Below are 22,519 nucleotides of genomic sequence, written 5' to 3'. Positions count from 1 at the left end.
CACTGATTCGATCGCGCAGCACGCATTCCCGCCTGAACATTCAAAGTCGCGTCATTTCCGGATTCATTTCGTTTTTCGAACACACCGCACAGGAGCCTGACATGAAAGCCAGCACCGTCGTTTCCGTCGTTTCCCGCATCGCGTTGGCCGCCGCCACAGCTGCTGCCGCATTGCCTGCCGTTTCCGCCACCGACGACAATCTCGTACAGCCGAAAACGCTGATTATCGACAAGAGTCTGTCGAAGCATCAGGCCGAGCAACAGATCCGTGCGGCACGCCTTTACGATACCTTCTGGAGCACGGGTGACGAGGCACAGGCTCGCGAGGCGCTGGCGGCCGATTTCACCGACCGCACGTTGCCCGCCGGCCGGCCGCAGGGCATCGCGGGGCCACTCGCGGCATCGAAGGGTTTCCATGGTGCCGTGCCGGACGTTCACGCCGAGGTCGAACAGATGATCGTCGCAGGCGACCGCGTCATCACCCATCTGCACTTCACCGGTCACTTCACGGGCAGCTTCAACGGCGTGCAGGGAAAGGGGCAGGCGGTTGACTTCATCGCGACGGACATCTATCGCGTTCGCGACGGCAAGATCACCGACAACTGGCATCTCGAGGACAATCTGACGTTCCTCCAGCAACTCGGCGTGGTCGCCAGGTAAATGGGCATGGGGCCGATCCCGCCGGTCGGCTTTTCCTGATTCGATCTGCGGCGCGTTACCATGCCGGGGCCCACGCGGGGCATCGCGCGGCACAACCCATCATTATTTTCGCGTGACGCGATCATGGACAATCTCGGTGATATTCGCCTTTTCGTTGAAACGGCAAGCCAAGGCAGTCTCTCGGCTGCCGGCAGAAAGCTCGGCCTCTCTCCCGCCGCGGCGAGCGCCCGGCTCGTGAAGCTCGAGGGAGAACTCCATACTCAGCTGTTCGAGCGGTCGACCCGCAAGCTGCGCCTCACCGACGAAGGTCGCCTGTACCTCGTACATTGCCAGCATGCGCTGCAAACCCTGGAAGATGCGCGCGCTGCATTGCAGGCCGGACGGGCGTCGGTGAGTGGGGCGTTGCGCGTGTCGGCGACGTCCGATTTCGGACGCACCGTGCTACGTCGATGGCTCGACGAATTCAACGAACGCCACCCGAACGTCACGCTGACGCTGGTCCTGTCCGATTCGCTGTCACATTTGCTGCAGGACGACATCGATCTCGCGATCCGCTTCGGTGTGCCGGCCGACAGTTCGATGGTCGCCAAGCGCATGGCCGACAATCGCCGTGCACTATGTGCGTCACCCGACTACATTGCCGCGCACGGCATGCCGAACCATCCCGACGATTTGCGCGAACATCGGTTCGTCGTACTCTCTTCGGCAGCGGGCGCGGCGAACAACTGGCGTTTCGCGCGCGATGGCGAGACAGCATTGTTCACGGCACCGCTCGACAGTTCACGTCAAACGAACGACGGTTCGCTTGCCCGCGAATGGGCGATAGAGGGTCGCGGCGTGGCCATGAAGTCGATCTGGGACATCGGCGCAGATCTGCAGGCAGGGCGGCTGAAACTGCTCCTGCCGGAGTGGCGTTGCCCGGACGTGCCAGTGAACGCACTCTTTCAGCGCACGCATTATATGGCACCGCGCGTGCGCACATTGCTCGACTTCCTCGAAAAGCAGTTTTCCGAAGCATCCGAAGCGTTGGCGCCGTTTCTGCGATAGCTCGCCTTTGTCGGCGGCTATCGGTTTGACCTGTATGCGCGCAGATCTTTGCGGCCAGTGAGCGAGTCGCGGGGAGGGCGGCGGCACTCATGGTTTCGAGTCGTTTCTGTCGTGCCGGAAATGCCGCGAATGCTCGCCGCCTGTTCAGGGTGACCTGGACCCATCACGTGTGGGCCGGACGCGAGGCATCGCTTCACGGAATGTCCGCTCGCCGTCTTCGTACGGCTCGGGAAGAGACGACCCCGCTTCTCGACGACACGGAGCCGGGTTCGACGCGACGCTCGCCGTTTTCCTCGCAGCCGGACACGACCAAGACGATCCGGCATGCACGGGACTGTCAGCGAGCGTCGATTTTGGGCCTCCCGTTACCGGTCGTACTCGAAGGACTCGGTGAAGAGCGTGTCGACCGGATCGGACCAGTTCAAATTCACGAACGAGAAGTCCGTGCTGCCGGTCCATCCGGCGACCGACGGAAACGCCACGCCCTGGTCGCCCGGCACGTTGAGCGTCGCCGCAGCGCCCGGCTGGACCGGCAACGCCGATGCCGAACCGTTGACGAACGTCGCCGCCGTCTGCCCGGCCGCGGTTGCGCGAATCTGCACGTTGCCGCGCTTGACGAACGGTAGTCCGGCCTTCGACGTCCAGGCCAGCGGGAAGGTCGTGCCGCCCACGAATGTATCGGCCGTGCCCGGCGTCAGCTTGTCGCGTGTGGATTGCGCCAGCTCGTGCCACGCATACTGGCGCAGCGCTTCGGGAAGCGGCGACGGCGTACGCAACCGAACCGTATAGTGTTTGGCTGGTGTCGACGTGTTGCCGTTCTGATATACGTCGATCGTATAGGCGCTGAACGGCTTGATGTCGGCCAGCTCGGCGGCACTCAGTTGCGGTTTCGCCCACGCGGTATTGTTGCGCGGCGCGTCGCCGGGCCACGTAAACTGGCCCTGGCTGGCCGGATCCTGCGCGACGCCGGCGAGGCGGAAATTGTTGCGGCACAGCGCATTCTTCGACAGCGCGGCAAGCTGCGCCGGCGTCTGCCCGCTCGCGATTTGCGCCCGGATGTTCAGGGTGTCGCAGGTGCCGCTCGACGGCTGCAGGAACACGCCGTTGCGCAAGCCCGGGCCGTTCACGATCGCGAAGTCCACGGCGGTACCGGCCGCATCGACAGCGCCCACCTGGAGGTTGAGCGAATCGACGAATGCATTGGTTCCCGTCGACGGGTTGGCCGGATTCAGCCAGTCCCATTTTTGTGCGTTCGCGTTCACCTTGGTCAGTACCGCTCGCTGATTGCCGACCACGCGCCAGCCGTTGTCGCCGCTCGCGAGACTGCCCGCCCGCACCGCCAGTTGCACGTGCTGCTGCATGCCGTCGCGAATGCCGTCACTGCGCGTCCACGCGAGCTTGACCCACATCGTGTCACCGGCAACGACGCGGATCACTTCCGGCAAGCTGAAGCTGGCGTTGTTCATTGCATCGTCGGCGACGATCCCCGGCGTTCTGCCGGCCACTGCACCGAACTCCTGGTCGGCCGACATCCCGTTGTTGAGATATGCAGCCGGCACGCCGGCGTTCAGCGCACTCGCTGCGACGTCGTCCACGAAGATCCGGCCGCACGCCGCTACGCTGCCGCCCGTGCGCGCGGTGCCGGTCGAGCCGGCGAAGCACTGGTTGAGTGCGGTCTGCAATGCTGCCAGATCGCTGGCGCTCGGCAAATTCGACACGACCGTACCGTTGATGGTCGCGGCGGCCGGCAGGCTCGCCTTGTCGCTGGCCTGCGGCGCGACACCCGGTGCGAGCTGAAGCTGTACCGGCGTATCGCTGGACGCGCCTGCCACCGAGCTGATCTGGACGCCGCCATCCGGCAGCACGTTGACCTTCACCTGGTCGAGCAGCCGGTCGAGGCCCGGTGCGCCGGCGGTCAGCGGGCCGGAAATCAGGTCGACACCCGTATTGCCGGTCGCGGCCAGCAGGTCCGATAACGCAGACGAATAAGCTTGCACGGTGCTCGCAACCGCCTGCGCGGTGACTTTGCTCTGCAGCAAGCCGGTGTCGGCGAGCAGCTTCGTCGGGTTGTCGCCGATGATCGTGGCGGCGATTGCGTTCGTGATCGGCGTGATGTTGATGGTCTGCGTGCCGGCTTTCGCGCTGAGCGCGATCAGCGTGGCCTGCGAATCGGCGACGTTGCCGTACGCGGACAATGCGAACGGCGCGCTCAAGCCCGTCACGGTGCAATGAAACGCGCCGCTCGACGCATCGGCCGGGCAGTCAACCGCTTTGCCGGTGGCATCGACCAGCTTCACGGTGGAACCCTGCATCGCCGCGCCGGCGGCCGCGACCCCGCTGACCGTCTGTGCGGTTGGTTCGGCAGGCGACGAGGACGAACTGCTACCGCCGCCGCAAGCCGACAGGACGAGCACTGCAATACCGGATACGACAGGTGTGAGCTTCATTGTTTTTCCCCCGAGAGCCTGCTGGTTGATACGTGCCATATGCACTGCTGATGCACGCTGAATGGCCGGGATTCTCGCAAAGCCATTTTTTTTGATCATCATTCAGGTGGATGAAAATCAGGAAATAACATGGCACTGCATGCAAATAACCTGTGTTAGCCTGAACATTCGGTATTCGAAGCAATATCGTCAGACAAAATCAACATACGAAGATCGCGAAGCGACGGGGGGAGCATGCACCGTGACCAACTCATCGGGGACCTCTACGAGGCCGCGCTGCATCCGGATGGTTTTCTCGAAGTCTTTCACCGGGTATCCGAAAGCCTCGGTGCAAATGTATTTCACATGTTCAGTTGGGACGCCGCACGCAATGCGCCGAAATTCTCGATTTATTCTCCGCGCGCGGAATTCGACGAGATCGTCGCGCTCTACGACCAGTATTACGGCGCGCTCGATCCACGCCGAGACTTCGTGGAGAATGCACCGCTAGGCGAATTCGTTTGTTGCCAGGATCACCTGACCGAGCGCGATATCGAACGCAGCGAATTCTTCCAGGACTATCAGATTCCGTCGGGCATTCGCTATCTGATGGGCATTCGGTTCGCTCGCCCCAGTAGCGACAACATCTTGCTCGGGCTGTTGCGCGCGCACGGGCGCCCGCCCTATTCACCGGAAGAGCGTGCGACGCTGACCGGCATGGCCGGGCATCTGCAACGTTCGATCAACCTGTGGCAGGACGCCAGGGTACTGCATCACGACGCGGCACTCGGTACCGAACTGATGGAGGAACTGGGCCTGTCCGTCTTCGCGCTGGACCGGCATGCACGCATCGTGTTCGTCAACAGGGCGGCCGAAGCGATGCTTCGCGCGGCCACCTGGATCAAGCTCGAGAACGGTCATCTTGGCGCGGTAAGTGCGCCTCAGAATGACGCGCTCAAGGCGGCGCTGGGGCGTGTCGCGAAAACCCGCAAAAGCGAGAGTCTGGCCCTGTCCAGCGCCGTGAACGCCGCGCACGAAGTCTTTCTGAGCATCGCCGCCTTGTCCGGACACGGGCGGCATGCCGTTCTCGGCGATGCGACGTTGCTGGTCACGGCCAGACAACGTAGCGGGGCGCCGCTCGTCGCCGCGCAGCAGCTACGACAGGCGTTCGGCTTGTCGAGCGCGGAAGCCGCCGTCGCCGAAGCGTTGATCGGTGGCAAGACGCCGGACGAATGCGCGGCCAGCGCGGGCGTGTCGCTCGCGACCATTCGCACCCAGTTGCGCGCGATCTACGAGAAGACGCACACCCGGAACCAGGCCGAGGCAGTGGGACGGATGCTCTGGGTGCTACCTCGGCATTCGCGCGGTGATTGATGCTTCGAAACCGCTCGCCGGGTGGGGATAAGTCGCTTTCCGGCTCTGTGTGAGACCGTCGATCTTGCCGCTGGCGCGCGCCGTCTCGTTCACGGCGTAGTCGTAGTGGCGCAGGATCTGCCCAATCTGGTCGAGCAGGTGACGCCCGCATCGCGAGCCGTGGCACGTTCTCGAACACGAAGGGTCCTAAGTGTCGACGGGAAGGTGCGGGGATTGCCGACATCATGTCGGCTGCCGGCTTGACCCCAGGCGGGTTCTATCGGCACTTCGAGTCGAAGGACCCTCTCGTGGCGGAAGCATGCGATGTCGCCAGCGCGACGCTGTACGGGACGCTCGAGTCATTCGTGCAGGGGAAACCGCCTCGTGAGGCGCGCCGGGAGATTGCGGAGCGTTACCTGTCGGTCGCGCATCGCGACAATATGTCGATAGGCTGCCCGTTTGCGGCGCTGGGTGGAGATATGGCGAGAGCCGATTCGCGCACACGGCAAGTCGCTGGCGGCCGCGTCAGCCATGATCGGTGCGCTGATGATGTCGCGCGTGGTCGATAACGAGGCGCTGTCGGAAGAAATACTCCAGGCTGCTCGGGATGCGCTGTGCAGATAACGCGGGAATGACTTTTTTCGATGGTTCGGTATCCTCGGTATTCTCGAAGGATCATGGGGCGCCGATCCTGATGCTGCGTGAGCACACGCAGCAAACGAAGCCAATCAAACCGGGGATTGCGGTTTAGTCGACATTGAAGCGCACCCATGCTTGACGAAGGCTTCGCCAACGGATCGAACGCGGAGCGCACCCGTCCCGGGGGAAACAGTTGCCTGTCGCCGGCGCCGATGACGGCAGCAATTGCACTGGTGATGCGTAACACCAGTGCAATTGCGCGATGCACGCCGGTCGTCAGTTCCCGACTTCCTTCAGCAGTGCCGCGGCGGCCATTTTGCCGATGTTGTTGGACGCAAGCGGGCTATCGCCCGTGATCAGTTTCCGGTCCTGATGGCACCGGCCCGTCATGTCCTTGTTCAACACCTTGGCGCCGAGTTTTTCGAGGCTTTCGGCGACGAGCCACGGCAGCGGGCCCGGCATGTACCCGATATCGAGATTCGGCCCCTTGTCGAGGGCATCCGGGAACACGCAAACCTCGTAGTCCTTGAACAGATAGTTTTGCGGATCCTCGTCGACGGCCGCCGACAGCAGGCACGCCGGGCCGTGACACAGCGTGATGATGTGCCGGTCGTTGTCGAGCGCCCACTTGAGGGTTCGCTTCACTTCCTTGCTGTGCGGAATCCCGGCGAGCACGCCGTGGCCGCCGGGAATGAACACCGCGATGTACGGCGAATCGGCGCCGAGGTCCTTCTCGAGCACGTCGGACAATTTGAGCGGCGTCTTGAGCTTCGTCAGGTATTTCTGGTACGTGGACTGCACGGCTTCGTCGTCGCCGGGCATCGCCCATAGCTCCAGCTTGGCGGGATTGCCCGAAAGCGTCGCGATATCGATTTCAAAGCCGGCCTGATCCATGTGATGCATCGGCAGCAGCATCTCGACCGGATGATTGCCGGTCGAGAACATCTTGCCGTTCGTCATCAGGACGTAGCGTTCGTCGGTCGCGATCATCAGGACCTTCCACTTGCCGCCCTTGTACGGGTTCGGGTAATGCGCGCCGTCGAAGTCGGTCTTTGAAGACGTGTATTGCGACAACGAATACGGAGACGGAAAGTACGCATTGTTCTCGGCCGGATCGGGCGAGGGGATCTTGTCCGTTTGCTGCGGCTCGGTGGTCATGACTGCTCCTTTCACTGGACATGGTTCAGGAATCGGCGGGGCGTCGACGATTGGCCGTGCTCCACCGACGAATGCCTTTGAGTCGGCTCGGTAGGTCTCCTTTGCACTTCGAGGCGAAGACGACGATGTCGTCAGGCCGCGCGAGCATGCCCGGAGATATTACAACGCGGCCGGGATTAATTGCCCCCCCGATCAGGTGGGTTCGCGCCCGGCCGGGCGAGTGCAACCCGCGCGATCGGGCGCGGCATGGCCGATCCGCCATGACGGCTTGTCCCCCCCAAAACGTGGGGGTGTCCGGCGCATGCCGGTACGGTATCTTGACTGTCACCCTGGCCGACGCGAACCGGCGTCGACGACGGCCTGCATGGCCGCCAGAAACCTTGAATCGGGCCAGGTCGCCGCTCACGGAGACTCTCATGAACCCTTCGCATTCCGGCTCCCGGGATGAGCCATTGCCGTCCGTGTCCACGTATCCGCTGCTGGTCAAGCAATTGCTTCACACCCCGCTGGCGACGCGGCCGGAACAGGAAATCGTTTACGGCGACCAGGTGCGCCACGACTACTGGACCTTCCGCCATCGTCTCGGTCAACTCGCCAGCGGGTTGTCATCGATCGGCGTCGGGGCCGGAGATACGGTCGCGGTGATGGACTGGGACAGCCATCGTTATCTCGAGTGCTATTTCGCGATTCCGATGATGGGGGCGGTGCTGATGACCGCCAACGTTCGGCTGTCTCCCGATCAGCTCCTGTACAGCCTCAATCATTCGGGGGCACAGGTTGCACTGGTGCATCGCGACTTTCTGCCGATGCTCGCCGGCATTCGCGACCGGCTCGAAACGGTGAGACGGTTCGTGCTGATCGGCGACGGAGCCGAGATCGACCTTCCGGACGGGTTCGTCGACGAGTACGAGCATTGGGTCAGCGCCAGCCCGCCGGATTTCGTGTTCCCCGATTTCGACGAACAGACCCGCGCGACGACGTTCTACACGACCGGTACCACGGGGCTGCCGAAGGCCGTGGCGTTCACCCATCGTCAGCTCGTGCTGCACACGCTGGCCGGCATGGCGGCGTTGTCGAGCGCGCGCGATCGCGGCCGCATCCATCGTGACGACGTCTACATGCCGATCACGCCGATGTTCCACGTGCACGCATGGGGCATCCCGTATATCGCGACCGCGCTCGGCCTCAAGCAGGTTTATCCGGGGCGCTATTCGCCGGACGGATTGCTCGCATTGATCGCGCGCGAATCGGTGACGTTCTCGCACTGCGTGCCGACGCTGCTTGCGATGATCCTCGACAGCCCGGCGCTGGCCGGGATCGACCTGTCGTCGTGGAAGGTGATCGTGGGCGGCTCGCCGCTGCCCGAGGGGCTGGCGCGGGCGGCACTCGCGCGCGGCATCGAGGTGTACACGGGTTACGGCATGTCGGAAACCTGCCCGCTGATGACGATCGCACAGGTCGATCCGCCGCTCGGGGCCGGCTGCACGACGGACGACGATATCGCGCGCCGAACGAAGGCAGGCTTGCCGCTGCCGCTCGTCGACCTGCGCATTGTCGACGCCCAGTTTCGCGACGTGCCGCACGACGGCCGGTCGGCGGGCGAAATCGTCGTGCGGATGCCGTGGGCGACGCAGGGTTATCTCGGCGACGGGGCGGCATCGGCCGCGCTGTGGGCTGGCGGATATCTTCATACGAACGACATCGGCGTGATCGACAAGGACGGTCGGCTGCAGATCACGGACCGGATCAAGGACGTGATCAAGACGGGCGGCGAATGGGTGTCGTCGCTCGAGCTCGAGGACATCCTGTCGCGCCATCCGGCCGTTCGGGAATCGGCCGTGATCGGCGTGAAGGACGCGCGGTGGGGCGAGCGGCCGCTCGCGCTCGTCGTGCTGGCTGACGAGCATGTGGGCCGGGTCGGGCCGGCGGAGTTGCAGGCCCATGTGAAGCAGGTGGCCGACCGCGGGCTGATCTCGCGCTATGCGGTGCCGGAGCGCCTGCTGATCGTCGACGCGATCGAGAAGACGAGCGTCGGGAAGATCAACAAGCGCGCGCTGCGCGAGCGCTACGAGCCCGACTGAGTGCGGCGTTGCCGCCGGGCGCCGCTCGCCCTTGCGGTGCGGCGCCGGGTCGGCACAACGGAAGCGTGCGGAGGACGTCACCCGAGGGTCGTCTTGCCGAGATCTTCGAAGAGCCGGACGTTGTCCCAGTAAGCGACGAGCCGCTCGATGCGGACGTCGGTATCGAACTCGAACACGAACGCATGCCGGAGGGAGAACGTGCGTCCGCGGTTCTGGATGCCGGCGAATTCGCGTACCTGCGTGCCGCCGATCGTGACTTCGGCGGTGGCGTGACGGCCGGCGTCGTCCGCATGAATGGCGTCGACCTCGTTGTGCAGGTCCGGAAATGCGTCCAGCAGCGCCGCCCAGATGGCCTTGCCCTGCACGTCCGCCCGGCCGGTCACGCCGATCGGCACGTAGTCGAGGGTGGCATCCGGCGCGAACATCGTGAGCATCCCTTCGATGTCATGCCGGCGATACCGGTCAAAAAACGCGGCGACGGCGTCGCGACTGTTCATGGCGGCTCCTGGGGAAAGCGCAGCGTCGGTGGCGGCGCGGGTCACCCGCGATGCCGAGTTGCCAGAATGAAACGACATTGTCGTGCGAGGTACCCCCCGAATGGGGGGCTGAACATTGTGCGCCCGTTCAAGAACAATGCGGGTCCTTTGGAGCCGACCGCGACGCGGCGCCGCGCGCGGGCGGATCGGTACGGACATCACCTACTTTTGACGGCCGGCGCCGACTCGCTATGCTGTTGCGGAGCGCCGCGCCCGGGCAGCCGGTGGTGCCTTTTCCGGACGGGCGGATACGCGCAGTGCGCGAGGAGAACGTGAACAGCATGACGCCGAGGGACAACAGACGATCAACCAGCCCGCCGGACGCCGACACGATCGAAGTGCTCGTGCGCACCAAGCTCGCGCCGCCGTCGGCCAGCGGGATCGTGTCGCGCATCACGCGGCTCGGGCGGCTGCGCCGCGGCCTCGATCGCCGTTTGACGCTCGTCTGCGCACCTGCCGGGTACGGCAAGACGACGCTGCTGGCGGAATGGCGCAACGCGCTGGTCGAATCGGACAGGAAGGTTGCATGGGTGAGCCTCGACCAGGACGACGACAACGCGTCGATCTTTTCGTCCTACGTCGTCGCGGCAATCGTCGACGCGACGGGCGGGGTCGGCGCGCATGCCCGGCAGATGCTGCGCGACCGCGCACTGATTCCGCTGAAGGTCGTGTTCGACGAGCTGCTCAACGAGCTGGAAAGTTCGGGTGTCGAACTGTTCCTGATGCTCGACGACTTCGATCGCCTCGTGTCGCCGGTCATCCACGACGCGATGTTCGGTCTGCTGCGCTATGCGCCGTCGAACCTTCACGTCGTGCTGTCGTGCCGTTCGGCACCGGCGCTGCCGCTCAGCTACTTCGATTCGCGCGACCAGCTCGTGCGAATCGACGAGAACGACTTGCGTTTCGACGATACGGAAACGCGCTCGTTCTTCGAGCTGATCGCCGGCAAGCCGCTCAACGCGGCAAACGTGGAGCGCCTGCGCGCGGCCACCGAGGGCTGGGTGTCGGGCCTGCAACTCGCGGCGCTTGCGTTGAACGACGACAACGATGCGGCGCGCGTGGCCGAACAGGTCAGCCATGCCCGGGCCGGCATCGCCGCGTACCTGAACGAGAACGTGATGACGCAGGTGCCGGACGCGATCCGTCGCTTCCTGCTGCATACGGCCGTGCTGGACCGGATGACGCCGGCGCTGTGCGATGCGCTGACCGGCCGGGACGATGCGCTCGGCTGCCTCGAATGGCTGATCGGGCATAACCTCTTCATCCGGTCGATCGATGGCGACCGCCAGCGTTATCGCTATCACGCGTTGTTTCTGCAGTACCTGCGCGAGGAACTGGCGCTGCGCGAGCCCGATGCGGTGGCGACGCTCAATCGCCGTGCGAGCGAGTGGTATGCGGCGGAGCGGCAGTGGCCGGACGCCGTCCGGCACGCGCTGGCAGCGGGCGATTTCGACGCGGCCGCCGCCTGGGTCGAGGCATGCGCGATGAAGCTGATCGCGTCGAGCGACGTGCGCACCGTGCTCGACTGGGTGTCGCGCCTGCCCGGGCAGGCGCTGGCAGGCCGGCTGCGGCTGCGGATCGCGCATGCCTGGGCGCTGGCACTGGCGATGCAGATCATCGACGCGCGGCACGCACTCGATGCGCTCGAAGCCGACATCGACGCGGGGCGGCTCGATACCGATGCCGTCACGGCGACCGAGCTGCTGGCCGTCCGCTCGCTGATCGTCGCGCTGTCGGATCGCAGCGTCGACGCGCTGCACCTGGGCGAGCGCGTACTCGCGGCCGGCCCGCCGTCCGGCTCGTGGGTCGAGCAGATCGGGCAGACCACGCTGAGTTTCGGGCTTGGGTACGCGGGCCGCCTCGACGACGCGCTGGACCTCCGGGCGCGGGCCGAGCGCGCGGCGTCCGGCCACGAACCGCTGTTTGCGAACGTGTATCGCCAGAACATGTCCGGCCTCGCAGAGTTCGTCGCCGGCCGCTTGCACGACGCGTCGAAGACGTTCGAAACGGCGTTGCGTGCCGCGGAGCGGGCGGCGGGGCGCCTGTCGGCGGCAACGGCGCTGTCGGCCGGTTACCTGTCGGCCATTTACTACGAATGGAACGACTGGCAGAAGGTGCGCGACGCGCAGGCCGACCGCTTCGACATCGTGATGCAGGCGTGTTCGCTGGGGCCGCTGCTCAGGTTCGTGCAGACCGCCGCATTGCTGCAGTTCCAGGCCGGGCACGAAGCGCGCGCGCACGAACTGCTCGACGAGGCCGATCACATCGCATGCAGCCGGCAATGGCTGCGGCTGCGCGTTGCATGCATGGCGACCGGCATCCGGCTTCACCTCGACGCCGGGAAGCCGACGCAGGCGCATCGCGTCGGGCGGGCGCTCGCGTCGCTGGTGTCGGAGGCGCCGCCGGAAGTTACGTCGAGCCAGGTCGAGACATGGCAGATGGCGCAATCCGCACGTGCACGCCTGCTGCTTGCCGATGCGCGCGCGGACGAGGCCGCGCAAGTCATGGCGACCGTGCACGAGTTGCTTGCCGCCCGCGGGTTCGACTGGCTGGCGGCGCAGGCGGCCGTGTTGCGCGCGCTCGCGTGCGAACAGGCGGGCGACGAAGAGACGGCGCTCGCGATGCTCGCCCGCGCGCTCGAATACGGTCAGGGCAACGGCCTCGTGCGGACCTTCGTCGACGAAGGTCCGCCGGTCGAGCGCATGTTGGCGCGCGTGCAGAACCGGCTCGACCGGTTTCCGGCGCTCGGGGCGTGGTATCCGCGCGAACTGATGCGCGCGTTCGACGCGCAGCGCGCCGCGGGCGCGACGCCGGCCGGGCGGCCTGGCGTGGCCGGCAACCTGAGCGCACGGGAAGTCGAGATCCTCGACTACGTTGCGCGCGGGCTTTCGAACAAGGAAATCGCCCGCGCGCTGCGCGTCGCGCCGGAGACGATCAAGTGGCATCTGAAGAACATCTTCGAAAAGCTCAACGTCACGTCGCGCATCCAGGCCGTGCGCAGCGGGTTGGCGCTCGAAGCGTCCCGCACGCGCTCCGGCGGCGAATGAACGGCTTGCGCCCGCAGACGATTGGCCGGGGCAGGCGATACAGCCACTGATCAGGAAATCGGCCGTCGACCCATAGGTGTACCGACTGTTCGTTCGTCACGATGCGCGCGCCACGCTCGTGCGAATGAGGTTCCGTCGTCATATCGGCGGGTGACCGGTGCGTCTGCGCGATCAGCGCGTTGACGCAAACGTCAAGCATTCCACATGATCGACCGACACTTCAGCCCCCCGACCGGGGGGCTGAAGTGTCGGCGCGGAATGCCGGACAATCGGTGACACCGAACGCGTCGCCGCACCTCGCTGGCGTGTCGCGTGGATGCAGCACTGGATGATGGGTCGAAATGGACATCCTTGAGAACATGCGGACGTTCGTGCGCGTCGTGCAGGCCGGCAGCTTTACGGCAGTGGCGAAACAGACCGATGTGGCGATTGCACAGGTATCGCGGGCGGTATCCGGCCTCGAGGAATATGCACAGACCCGCTTGTTGAATCGAACGACCCGGAGGATTTCGCTGACCGACAGCGGACGGCGTTATTTCGAGCGCCTGCTGGCCATCCTCGGCGATGTCGACCAGGCGAATGCCGAGGCGAGAAACGCACTCGTTCGGCCATACGGGCGGTTGCGCGTGCACACGATGCCGGGCCTGGGGCAAAGCCATGTCACCGAGGCCGTCGTCACCTATCAGGCGGCTTTTCCCGAGGTGGCCGTCGACATCACCTATTCGCAGAGGATGCCGAACCTGGTGGAAGACGGTTACGACATTTCGGTGGTCGCGGCGTCGAGTCTTCCCGATTCGGGATACATCGCGCATACCTACGGAAGGTGCTACAGCGTGCTGGTCGCGTCCCAGGACTATCTCGACCGGCATGGCACGCCGTCGAAGCCGGCCGATCTTGCCGACCATACGTGCTTGCGCCTCGACACGCCGGCCGACTCGAACGATGAATGGTTGCTTCATGGCACGCGCGGCGAGGTGGAATCACACTCCGTTCTCTCGGCCCCGTTCCAGGCGAATGCACCGGAAGCGCTGGCGATCGCGTTGCGTGCAGGCATGGGCATCGGGTCGTTGGCGATCTATTCCGTCATTGACGATCTGCGGAGCGGGAAACTCGTCAGGGTGTTGCCGGGTTACCGCCTCACGATGCTCGACGTTTATGCGATGTACGTATCCCGGCAGTTCATGGACGCGAAGATACGGACATTTCTCGAGCATCTGCGCATGACGCTTTCGCCGGCGCTGGAAGCCGACGAAGGTGCGTTGAATGCGATTGCCGCATAAGGCCTGCGCACTGCAACCGGCAGTGGCCGGCGCGACGCAGGCGCAATACCGGGCCCGATTCGAGTACCCACCCACCCGTAGTTTCCCGTTCGTTCAAATTGAGGAGAGGATGATGAAGTCACGCCTTATGATCGTTGTCGCCGGTTTTGTCGCATTGACGTCCGTCACGTCCTACGCGCAATCCGCCAGCCCCGACCCGCAAACGGCCACGCAGACGGCTGCCCCGTCTCGCTCGGCCAAGAAGGCCGAGCGCCTGGAAAACCGTGCATTTGCGAAGAAGGTCCGTCAGGCGATCGTGAAAGCGCACGGGATCGGCAATGCACAGGTCACCGTCTTCGCCAAGGCAAAGACGGGTGAAGTGACGCTGGCGGGACTGATCACCGACGAATCGCAGGACAAGGCCGCGGTGGAAGCGGCTCGCCAGGTACCGGGCGTCACGTCGGTGACCAGCAAGCTTCAGTTGCGCATGGAAGGCGGGCAGTGATGCGGCGTATGTCGCATTGCTGAGCGATACCGGATCCTCCGGATGTTCGCATCCGGAGGATCTTCGCCATGCAGGGCGCTGCATTCGACCCGCCGCGCGCAGGGTGAACCGCCGGATCAACGGCGATGCGGCGAGCCTGCCGGATGCTTGAATCGGCGCCCGCGCGCTGCGGCGGGCGATCGGATGGCCGGAATCGACAGGCTCCCGATTCGCCCGGCTCGGCGCGCGGGCCGCACGTGACCTAGAAGAGATGCCGAATCCCGACGACGGTGCCGAAAGTCGATCCCGACACGCCGTCCAGCGCGCCGTTGGTCGACAGTCCCGTGTTCATCCTGCCGTGGTTGTTGACGAACCCGAACTGACCGTAAATCAGCGTCGCCTTCGACAGGCTGTAGGTCAGGCCCGTTGCGGCCAGTATCGAATGGTTGGCGCTATCGTTCCCGTCGCTCGTGTACCAGACGCCCGCGTCCGCGTGGATCGTCGGCGTGAACCGGTAGCTCAGGCCGCCGCCGTAGACGCGGCTGTCGAACGCGCCCGCGACCTTGTAATTGACGAATACCGCGTTCACGGTCAGGTCGTTGAATTCGTAACGCGCACCGATCGTGCGGCCCGAGAACGCGACCGCGCTCGGCACGGGCGTGGCCGCAGCCGTGCCGCCGGCGTTGCCGCTATACATCGCCGCGCTGACGAGCATCGGCCCATAGGTGTAGTTCAGGCTCGCCGAGTACTGACGGCCCGCCTGGAAATTGCCGGCGGCGCCCCCCAGCGCGAGCATCGCGTTGCCCTGAAAGCCTGCGATCGTCGGGCTCGCATACGAGATGGCATTCGCGTTGAAGATGCCGGTGACGAACACGTTGCCCACATAGACGGGTACCTGGCTGCCGAAGAACGAGACGGAGCGAGGGTCGGTCGCGATCAGCGAGAGCACGAACGGGGAAAACTGCAAGCCGGCCTTGACGGTACCCGCGCCGCTCTCGATACCGATCCACGCATGGCGGCCGAAGAAGTTTCCGTTCGAATCGGTGAAACCGCCTTTCGACAGGTCGATGCCGCTCTCCAGCGTGAAAATCGCTTTCAGGCCGCCGCCGAGATCCTCGCTGCCTTTCAGGCCGAACAGCGAGGGCGTCATGCCGCCGCTGATCAGCGAAAACTGATGGCCGGCGTTTCGCCCGGTTGCCGGATCGACCGTCTTGCTCGTGTACAGGATGCCGCTGTCGACGATGCCGTAAAGCGTCACGCTCCCCTGTGCATGGGCCTGCGGTACCGCCCCTCCCATGATGGCGGTGACCAGTGCGACTTCACGAATTCCGGGACGAAATGACATCGTTGATTGTCTCCAATGTAATGTGGACTTCTAATGATTTGTGATTCTTGAATCTATTTGAATAAATGAGTCTGGAAATCATCCGGCCACGTATTTCCGTTTCATTTCGATCGATGTTAGATCATGGTGCCGCCGCATTGAAATACGGTAGTAGCACTAGATATGTACGCGATAAATCGAGGGCCATGAAAACAATTCATTTGCGTCGCATTTTCTGCCTGCCTACGCTTTCAACCATAAAAAATCGATGAATCCCGGCGCTCTGGGCGGAAGTCTTCCGTGCCTGAGGTCGACCGGGAAAATATGAGCGGTGGACTTGAAAGGAGACGATGCATGGAGTCGAAGAATGTTCCGGAGATGGCTGAACTGTTGCGCGATGCGCCGAAGAACTGGGGCAAGTGGGGGCCGGACGACGAAGTCGGTTCACTCAATTACCTGACCGAGACGGAGGTACTGCGCGGCGTCGCAGCCGTACGTTCCGGCAAGACCTTCACGCTGCAGATTCAGATGGGCAATCCGAAGGGCGACCCTGTATGGCCGGGGCGCTCCCAGGCCTGTCGCATGAACGTGATGGACAAGGGCCACTACATGTGCGGCAAGGGGCCGCTGTTCCCCGGGCTCCTCGAGTATGCGGACGACATGATGATCATGTATCTGCAGGGCTCCACGCAGTACGACGCCCTGGGGCACGTGTGGTACGGCGACCAGATCTGGAACGGCTATGACGCGAAATCGACGATCGGCGGCCTCGCGAAGGCGAGCGTCCTGCCGATCGCGGAGCGCGGCGTCGTCGGGCGCGGCGTGCTGATCGACATCGCGCGGCATCGCGGCAAGGCCGTGCTCGATCCGGGCGAGACCTTCACGCATCGCGACCTGCTCGAGGCCGCCGAAGCGCAGCGCGTGACGATCGAAAAGCGCGACGTCCTCGTGATCCGCACCGGCTGGATCGGCTCGTTCTACGAGCGCGACCGGAGCGAGTTCTACAAGAATTTCATCGAACCCGGCCTGACCTACAGCCCGGCGCTCGTCGAATGGTTCCAGCGGATGGAGATCCCGAACCTCGTCACGGATACGATCGCGAACGAGGTGACGATCGATCCGGAATCGGGCGTTGCGCTGCCGCTGCACAACGCGCTGATGCGCAATCTCGGCGTCACGCTGACCGAGATCGCGCAGCTCGATCCGCTCGCGTCCGACTGTGCGGACGACGGTCAATGGTCGTTCCTCTACACGGCGGCGCCGCTCAAGGTCGTCAGCGGCAGCGGCGCGCCGGTCAACCCGGTGGTCATCAAGTAGGCCGTCCCGGCTCCGGCCCGACCGCGCCCGACGCCCGCAAGCGCCGGGCGCGCAGTGCAATTCCGGCGGCGCGCGCACGTGAAGCCGTGCCGCCCGCTTCTGGAGTGTCCATGACGCCCTATGACAACAAGCCCTGGCTCGCGAACTACGCGGCCGGCCATCCGGCGACGATCGCGCCGGTATTTACCGACGCGCTCTCCATGTTCCGCGCGGCCGTCGCACGGGCGCCCGAGCGGGACGCGATACGGTACTTCGACGGCGTGCTGAGCTACGCCGAACTCGACGTGCAATCGGATGCCCTCGCAAGCGCGTGGCGCGCGCGCGGCTGCGTGGCCGGAGATCGCGTCGCGCTGTATCTGCAGAACGTGCCGCAGTTCGTGATCGCGCTGGTGGCCGCGTGGAAGCTCGGGATGATCGCGGTATCGATCAACCCGATGAACCGCTCACGCGAGCTGCGCGTATTGCTCGCGGATTCGGGCGCGCGACTGCTGATCTGCCACGAATCGCTGCATGCGGACGTCGTCGGCCCGCTTCTCGCGGAGGAAGCGCGGGCCGCCGCGCGGGGCGAGCCGGCGGTGCAGCCGGCCGTGATGACCACGAGTGAACTCGAATACCAGCGCCGGCACGACGCGCGGCTCTTTGCCGGTACGCGACGGCAGCCGGCGTTAGGTGTGGAGGATCTGTCGACGACGATTGCCGCTCATCGCGGCCACCGGCCGCCACCCGTCACGCTCGGGCCCACGGACGTCGCGATGCTCGTGTACACGTCGGGCACCACCGGCGTGCCGAAGGGCGCGATGAACACGCACGGCAACATCGCGTTCAACGCGCAGGTGTACCGTGACTGGATCGCGCTGCGGGAAGGCGGCCCGATCCTCGGCGTCGCGCCGCTGTTTCACATCACCGGGCTGGTGGGACATATCGGCGCCGCGTTGATCTGCGCGGCACCGCTGATACTTGCGTGCCGTTTCGAGCCGGGCGTCGTGCTCGATGCGATCCGCGAGCATCGCGCCGAATTCACGATCGGCTCGATCACGGCGTTCATCGCGCTGATGAACCATCCGCATGCAACGCGCGAGCATCTGGCGTCGATGCGACGCATCTACTCGGGCGGCGCCCCGATTCCGCCGAGCGTCATCGATGCGTTCCGCGAGCGCTTTGGCCACTACATTCACAACGGTTACGGCCTGACCGAGACGAACTCGCCGACGCACTGCGTGCCGCTCGGTCGCGACGCACCGGTCGATCCGTCGACCGGCACGCTCGCTGTCGGCGTGCCGGTATTCAACGTGGAGTCGTACATCGGCGACGAAGCCGGCCGCCCGCTACCGCCCGGCGAGATCGGCGAGATCATCTCGCGTGGGCCGATGGTCGTGCCCGGTTACTGGAACAAGCCGGCGGAGAGTGCGAAAGCGATCGTCGACGGCTACTTCCGTACCGGCGACGTCGGCTTCATGGACGAGCACGGCTGGTTCTATCTCGTCGATCGCAAGAAGGACATGATCAACGCGGGCGGCTACAAGGTCTGGCCGCGCGAGGTCGAGGATGTCCTGTACTCGCATCCGGCGGTACGCGAGGCCGCGGTCGTCGGCGTGGCGGACAGTTACCGGGGCGAAACCGTCAAGGCGGTCGTGAGCCTGAAGCCGCATGCCGATGTCTCGCCCGACGCGTTGATCGCCTACTGCAAGGAGCGGATGGCGGCGTACAAGTATCCGCGCATCGTCGAGATCATCGACGAACTGCCGAAGACCATGACGGGGAAGATCCTGCGGCGCGAGCTGCGCGGGTGAGCAAGCGGCCGGCGAGGCACCGCATCACGGGTGGCCCGCCGTGTCCGCGCGAACGGGATCGAATATGTCGCCCAGTTGTCGACGCAGCCAGCCGTTCGCGGGATCCGCATCGGAATTCGCGTGCCAGTAGAGGTAGGTATCGATCGACGCGTCGAACGGGCATTCGAGCATCCGGTTGCCGCACATCTCGTTGAGCAGTCGCGCGTACCGTTCCGGCATGGTCAGCAGCAGGTCGGTCTGGTTGACGACGCGGCACGCGGCGAAGTAGCGGACGCATCGCAGGCGCACGCGGCGTTCGGCGCCGAGCCTGACGAGCGCGGCATCCTCGACGCCGCCGCCGCGCTGCCGGCTCGTCACGAGCACGTGCTCTTCGGCGAGATAGGCGTCGAGGTCGAGGCGCTGTCCGACGCGCGGGTGATTGCGCCGGCACAGCACGACGTACCGGTCGGTCGACAACCGGGTACTGCGGACGGATTGCGGGTGCGGCAGCAGCACGTCGATCACGGCATCGAGCGAGCCGGTGAGCAGGTCGGCCTCTATCGCGCGCCGGTCGTGTTGCACCGCGGCGATATCGATCGACGGTGCGTGCTGCGCGACGTATTGCGCGATGGCCGGCAATACCACCGGTTCCTGCGCATTGAGGATGCCGATCGTGAAACGCCTGATCGTCGTCGCGACATCGAACCGGCTGGCTTCATGCAGCGTGCATTCGAGCGTATGCAGGCCGTTGCGCACGCGCGCAATGATCGCCCTCGTGAACGGGGTGGGCATCATGGCATTGCCGTGGCGCTCGAACAGCGGGTCGCCGAGCAACTCGCGCAGCCGGTTCAGCGCATGACTGACCGCCGACTGACTGAGGCTGAGCTGCTGCGCCGCGCGCGTGATGCTCTGCTGGGCGTAGATGCGTTCGAGTACCACCAGCAGGTTCAGGTCGGTACGGAAAAGGTTCATGACGTCGCGAATGAAAGGGGGGCGCGGCAGCGGCGGCGATTCGTGAGAAATACTCCGCGAAGACACGTTTTTTCCACCCCCCGGACGGGGGGCGGTTCGCCTCGCGCCGCTCGCCCCGCGATTCCGTGCGCGCGCGAGCCCCGAGTGACGGTCGTCGACGGGAACAGTCGGTGTTTCCCCGGGGGACAGGTGAGCGCGCCGACGCCCCCCACCTGTGGGGGCTGTTATTCGCCGATGGCGGAAATAAGCTCGGTCGTCCTGGCGATCGTGCTGGCGGGGCCGGCCGGACAGGGAAGCGAACCCTATCTTATGGATGACGAATCGATTGACGGGATGACGGATACGCAAGGCGATCCCGATTCTCAAAACTGGCGATGGAGGAGACATATGACGTTGAATGCAAGCGCTGTTTCACGTATCCGGGAGCACGCGAAGTTTCGTGAGCTGGTCGACGAACGCGCACGCCTGGGCCGGGTGTCGATGGTCATCGTGCTGGGCGCGTATTTCGGGTTGATTGCGCTGGTCGCGTTGCGGCCCGACCTGTTGCGCAACGCCGCGTGGGCCGGCAGCGTCACGACCGTCGGCGTGATCTTCGCGATCGCCGTGATCGTTGCGGGATGGGGGCTGACGTGGCTGTATGTCCGCGTCGCGAATGACCGGTTCGAACGTCTGACCGGCGAATTGCTGGGCGAGGTGGGGCAATGAATCCGATCGCACGCGTTTCGACCGCGGCATTCGCGCTTGCCGCCGCGCCGGGCGGCCTTGTATGGGCCGGCCCCGCCGTGGAGGCGGGGCAGCGTCAGCCGCTCAATCCGGCCGCCATCGCGATGTTCATGGTGTTCGTCTGCATGACGCTGGGCATCACGTACTGGGCGGCGCGCCGTACCAGGACGGTCAACGACTTCCTCACCGCCGGCGGCGGAATCAGCGGGCTTCAGAACGGCCTTGCGGTCGCCGGCGACTACATGTCCGCCGCGACGTTGCTCGGCGTCGTGAGTCTCGTCTACGCGAAGGGCTACGATGGCCTGCTTTATGTCGTCGGTTTCTTCGTCGGATGGCCGGTGATGCTGTTCCTCATGGCCGAACGACTGCGCAATCTCGGCCGGTTCACGTTCGTCGACATCATCGCCTACCGGCTCGATCCGGTCAGCACGCGCTGGATGGGCGTGGTCAGTTCGTTGACGGTCGTGTTCTTCTACCTCATCGTCCAGATGGTCGGCGCGGGGGAACTCGTTCAGTTGCTGTTCGGCATCGACTACAACTATGCGGTCATTGGCGTCGGGTGTCTCATGATCGTCTACGTGACGTTCGGCGGGATGATCGCGACGACGTGGGTTCAGATCATCAAGGCCGTCCTGCTGATGTTCGGCGGCACGTTGCTGACGCTGTTGGCGCTCGGTCACTTCGGTTTCAGCTTCGAACGGCTCGCGCGGTCGGCGATCTCGGTACACCACGCGGGGAACGCGCTGATGGAGCCGGGTCGCCTGTTCTCGGACCCCGTTTCGGCCGTCTCGATGTCGCTCGCAACGGTGTTCGGGCTCTCCGGGCTGCCGCACGTGCTGATGCGCTTCTTTACCGTTCCGAATGCACGGGAAGCCAGGAAGAGCGTGTTCGTGGCGAGCACGTGCATCGGCTTCATGTTCATTGCGATGTTCGTCATCGGTCTCGCGAGCGTCGTGATCGTCGGCACCGATCCGCAGTTCTTCGAGGGCGGACGCGTGGGCGGCGTGCTGCGCGGCGGGAGCAACATGGTGGCCATGCATCTCGCCGACGCGACGGGCGGCAGCCTGTTCCTCGGTTTCCTCGCGGCGGTGACGTTCGCCACCATCCTGGCCGTGGTGTCGGGCCTGGTGCTGGCGGGTGCGTCGGCCGTATCGCACGACCTCTATGCGGGCGTGTTGCGCAAGGGCCGAGCGAGCGGGGCCGATGAAATCCGCGTCACGCGGTGGACGACGCTGGCGATCGGCGCCGTGGCCGTCGTGCTGGGCCTCCTGTTCAAAGGGCAGAACCTCGCTTTTCTCGTGGCACTGGCGTTCAACGTTGCCGCTTCGGCGAATTTTCCGCCGCTCGTGCTTTCGATGTACTGGAAGGGGCTGACGAGCCGCGGGGCCGTCTGCGGCGGCGTCGTCGGGCTCGTATCGTCGGTCTCGCTGGTCATTCTGTCGCCGGCGGTGTGGAAGTCGGTGCTCGGGCATCCGGCTGCCGTGTTCCCGTACGATCATCCGGCGCTGTTTACGATGCCGCTGGCGTTCCTGGCGAGCTACGTGATGTCGACACTCGATCGCAGTTCGAGGGCCGACGCGGAGCGGCATGCGTTCGACGCCCAGTTCGTGCGCGCCCAGACCGGGCTTGGTGCGGAACGGGCCGTCGAGCATTGACGCGGAACGAACCGCGTCGCCCGCCGTGCGCCGGTGAACGAGCCGGCGTGCGCGGCGGGTACCGACGCGT

At 64.9% G+C, this 22,519-nt stretch carries 17 protein-coding genes; 12 read left to right on the top strand and 5 right to left on the bottom strand.

Features of this window, described 5'->3' with window-relative positions; translation table 11 throughout:
• Positions 1 to 101 precede the first annotated feature (101 nt).
• Both AB3K92_RS05470 and AB3K92_RS05465 read left to right on the top strand, forming a co-directional pair.
• Positions 102 to 659 carry an ester cyclase gene (locus AB3K92_RS05470; protein WP_369464600.1) on the top strand — a complete coding sequence of 186 codons (558 nt, stop codon included), beginning with the start codon at positions 102 to 104 and terminating at the stop codon, positions 657 to 659.
• A 123-nt stretch (positions 660 to 782) separates the two neighbouring features.
• Complete coding sequence (locus AB3K92_RS05465) at positions 783 to 1,706, top strand: LysR family transcriptional regulator (RefSeq protein ID WP_042973658.1); 924 nt, start codon at positions 783 to 785, stop codon at positions 1,704 to 1,706.
• A 365-nt stretch (positions 1,707 to 2,071) separates the two neighbouring features.
• Here AB3K92_RS05465 and AB3K92_RS05460 read toward each other — a convergent pair whose 3' ends face one another.
• Positions 2,072 to 4,153, bottom strand: a complete 2,082-nt coding sequence (locus AB3K92_RS05460; RefSeq protein WP_369464599.1) for a hypothetical protein — start codon at positions 4,151 to 4,153, stop codon at positions 2,072 to 2,074.
• Between the two features lie 234 nt (positions 4,154 to 4,387).
• On the opposite strand from AB3K92_RS05460, the gene AB3K92_RS05455 reads away from it, so the two are divergent.
• Complete coding sequence (locus AB3K92_RS05455; RefSeq protein WP_369464598.1) at positions 4,388 to 5,506, top strand: helix-turn-helix transcriptional regulator; 1,119 nt, start codon at positions 4,388 to 4,390, stop codon at positions 5,504 to 5,506.
• Positions 5,507 to 5,655: 149 nt separating this feature from the next.
• Entirely contained in the window at positions 5,656 to 6,054 is a 399-nt protein-coding gene (locus tag AB3K92_RS05450; RefSeq protein WP_369464645.1) for a TetR/AcrR family transcriptional regulator, read from the top strand.
• A 346-nt stretch (positions 6,055 to 6,400) separates the two neighbouring features.
• On the opposite strand, the gene hchA is transcribed toward AB3K92_RS05450, so the two are convergent.
• Positions 6,401 to 7,282, bottom strand: a complete 882-nt coding sequence (gene hchA / locus AB3K92_RS05445) for a glyoxalase III HchA (protein WP_369464597.1) — start codon at positions 7,280 to 7,282, stop codon at positions 6,401 to 6,403.
• A gap of 416 nt (positions 7,283 to 7,698) precedes the next feature.
• On the opposite strand from hchA, the gene AB3K92_RS05440 reads away from it, so the two are divergent.
• Positions 7,699 to 9,363, top strand: coding sequence for a fatty acid--CoA ligase (locus AB3K92_RS05440; RefSeq protein ID WP_369464596.1), 1,665 nt, complete (start codon positions 7,699 to 7,701; stop codon positions 9,361 to 9,363).
• Positions 9,364 to 9,440: 77 nt separating this feature from the next.
• On the opposite strand, the gene AB3K92_RS05435 is transcribed toward AB3K92_RS05440, so the two are convergent.
• On the bottom strand, positions 9,441 to 9,905 hold the full coding sequence (locus AB3K92_RS05435) for a nuclear transport factor 2 family protein (RefSeq protein WP_369464595.1): 465 nt from the start codon (positions 9,903 to 9,905) through the stop codon (positions 9,441 to 9,443).
• Positions 9,906 to 10,180: 275 nt separating this feature from the next.
• Here AB3K92_RS05435 and AB3K92_RS05430 point away from each other — a divergent pair, with 275 nt between their 5' ends.
• The 3 genes from AB3K92_RS05430 (at position 10,181) to AB3K92_RS05420 (ending at position 14,710) form a co-directional block, all read left to right on the top strand.
• The gene (locus AB3K92_RS05430) at positions 10,181 to 12,946 is read left to right on the top strand and encodes a LuxR C-terminal-related transcriptional regulator (RefSeq protein ID WP_369464594.1); all 2,766 of its coding nucleotides are present in this window, start codon (positions 10,181 to 10,183) and stop codon (positions 12,944 to 12,946) included.
• Positions 12,947 to 13,287: 341 nt separating this feature from the next.
• The gene (locus AB3K92_RS05425; RefSeq protein ID WP_048027848.1) at positions 13,288 to 14,226 is read left to right on the top strand and encodes a LysR family transcriptional regulator; all 939 of its coding nucleotides are present in this window, start codon (positions 13,288 to 13,290) and stop codon (positions 14,224 to 14,226) included.
• Positions 14,210 to 14,710 carry a BON domain-containing protein gene (locus AB3K92_RS05420; RefSeq protein ID WP_369464593.1) on the top strand — a complete coding sequence of 167 codons (501 nt, stop codon included), beginning with the start codon at positions 14,210 to 14,212 and terminating at the stop codon, positions 14,708 to 14,710. The genes AB3K92_RS05425 and AB3K92_RS05420 overlap by 17 nt, the downstream gene beginning before the upstream one ends.
• Positions 14,711 to 14,951: 241 nt before the next feature.
• Here AB3K92_RS05420 and AB3K92_RS05415 read toward each other — a convergent pair whose 3' ends face one another.
• Positions 14,952 to 15,986 (bottom strand): porin, encoded by a 1,035-nt coding sequence (locus tag AB3K92_RS05415; RefSeq protein WP_369464644.1) that lies wholly within the window; start codon positions 15,984 to 15,986, stop codon positions 14,952 to 14,954.
• Between the two features lie 381 nt (positions 15,987 to 16,367).
• Here AB3K92_RS05415 and AB3K92_RS05410 point away from each other — a divergent pair, with 381 nt between their 5' ends.
• Both AB3K92_RS05410 and AB3K92_RS05405 read left to right on the top strand, forming a co-directional pair.
• On the top strand, positions 16,368 to 17,330 hold the full coding sequence (locus tag AB3K92_RS05410; RefSeq protein ID WP_060322511.1) for a cyclase family protein: 963 nt from the start codon (positions 16,368 to 16,370) through the stop codon (positions 17,328 to 17,330).
• A 110-nt stretch (positions 17,331 to 17,440) separates the two neighbouring features.
• Positions 17,441 to 19,120 (top strand): class I adenylate-forming enzyme family protein, encoded by a 1,680-nt coding sequence (locus AB3K92_RS05405; RefSeq protein ID WP_369464592.1) that lies wholly within the window; start codon positions 17,441 to 17,443, stop codon positions 19,118 to 19,120.
• A gap of 24 nt (positions 19,121 to 19,144) precedes the next feature.
• On the opposite strand, the gene AB3K92_RS05400 is transcribed toward AB3K92_RS05405, so the two are convergent.
• Positions 19,145 to 20,071, bottom strand: coding sequence for a LysR family transcriptional regulator (locus tag AB3K92_RS05400; RefSeq protein WP_369464591.1), 927 nt, complete (start codon positions 20,069 to 20,071; stop codon positions 19,145 to 19,147).
• Positions 20,072 to 20,260: 189 nt separating this feature from the next.
• Between AB3K92_RS05400 and AB3K92_RS05395 the strand changes: the two genes are divergently transcribed.
• Entirely contained in the window at positions 20,261 to 20,776 is a 516-nt protein-coding gene (locus AB3K92_RS05395; RefSeq protein WP_369464590.1) for a DUF485 domain-containing protein, read from the top strand.
• Positions 20,773 to 22,449 (top strand): cation/acetate symporter ActP, encoded by a 1,677-nt coding sequence (gene actP, locus AB3K92_RS05390; protein ID WP_369464589.1) that lies wholly within the window; start codon positions 20,773 to 20,775, stop codon positions 22,447 to 22,449. Before AB3K92_RS05395 ends, actP begins: the two co-directional genes overlap by 4 nt.
• The last annotated feature ends 70 nt before the right edge of the window (positions 22,450 to 22,519 follow it).

It is taken from the genome of Burkholderia sp. Bmkn7 (assembly GCF_041103175.1).
Classification (GTDB): Bacteria; Pseudomonadota; Gammaproteobacteria; order Burkholderiales; family Burkholderiaceae; genus Burkholderia; species Burkholderia cepacia.
Note: the sequence above shows the minus strand (reverse complement) of the source record. Positions and strands in the feature narration are given on the sequence as shown.

Excerpts from the sequence above, each read along its gene's own strand:
- AB3K92_RS05470 (WP_369464600.1), top strand. The coding sequence starts at position 102 with ATGAAAGCCAGCACCGTCGTTTCCGTCGTTTCCCGCATCGCGTTGGCC.
- AB3K92_RS05465 (WP_042973658.1), top strand. The coding sequence starts at position 783 with ATGGACAATCTCGGTGATATTCGCCTTTTCGTTGAAACGGCAAGCCAA.
- AB3K92_RS05460 (WP_369464599.1), bottom strand. The coding sequence starts at position 4,153 with ATGAAGCTCACACCTGTCGTATCCGGTATTGCAGTGCTCGTCCTGTCG.
- AB3K92_RS05455 (WP_369464598.1), top strand. The coding sequence starts at position 4,388 with ATGCACCGTGACCAACTCATCGGGGACCTCTACGAGGCCGCGCTGCAT.
- hchA (WP_369464597.1), bottom strand. The coding sequence starts at position 7,282 with ATGACCACCGAGCCGCAGCAAACGGACAAGATCCCCTCGCCCGATCCG.
- AB3K92_RS05440 (WP_369464596.1), top strand. The coding sequence starts at position 7,699 with ATGAACCCTTCGCATTCCGGCTCCCGGGATGAGCCATTGCCGTCCGTG.
- AB3K92_RS05430 (WP_369464594.1), top strand. The coding sequence starts at position 10,181 with ATGACGCCGAGGGACAACAGACGATCAACCAGCCCGCCGGACGCCGAC.
- AB3K92_RS05425 (WP_048027848.1), top strand. The coding sequence starts at position 13,288 with ATGGACATCCTTGAGAACATGCGGACGTTCGTGCGCGTCGTGCAGGCC.
- AB3K92_RS05420 (WP_369464593.1), top strand. The coding sequence starts at position 14,210 with ATGCGATTGCCGCATAAGGCCTGCGCACTGCAACCGGCAGTGGCCGGC.
- AB3K92_RS05415 (WP_369464644.1), bottom strand. The coding sequence starts at position 15,986 with ATGGGAGGGGCGGTACCGCAGGCCCATGCACAGGGGAGCGTGACGCTT.
- AB3K92_RS05410 (WP_060322511.1), top strand. The coding sequence starts at position 16,368 with ATGGAGTCGAAGAATGTTCCGGAGATGGCTGAACTGTTGCGCGATGCG.
- AB3K92_RS05405 (WP_369464592.1), top strand. The coding sequence starts at position 17,441 with ATGACGCCCTATGACAACAAGCCCTGGCTCGCGAACTACGCGGCCGGC.
- AB3K92_RS05400 (WP_369464591.1), bottom strand. The coding sequence starts at position 20,071 with ATGAACCTTTTCCGTACCGACCTGAACCTGCTGGTGGTACTCGAACGC.
- actP (WP_369464589.1), top strand. The coding sequence starts at position 20,773 with ATGAATCCGATCGCACGCGTTTCGACCGCGGCATTCGCGCTTGCCGCC.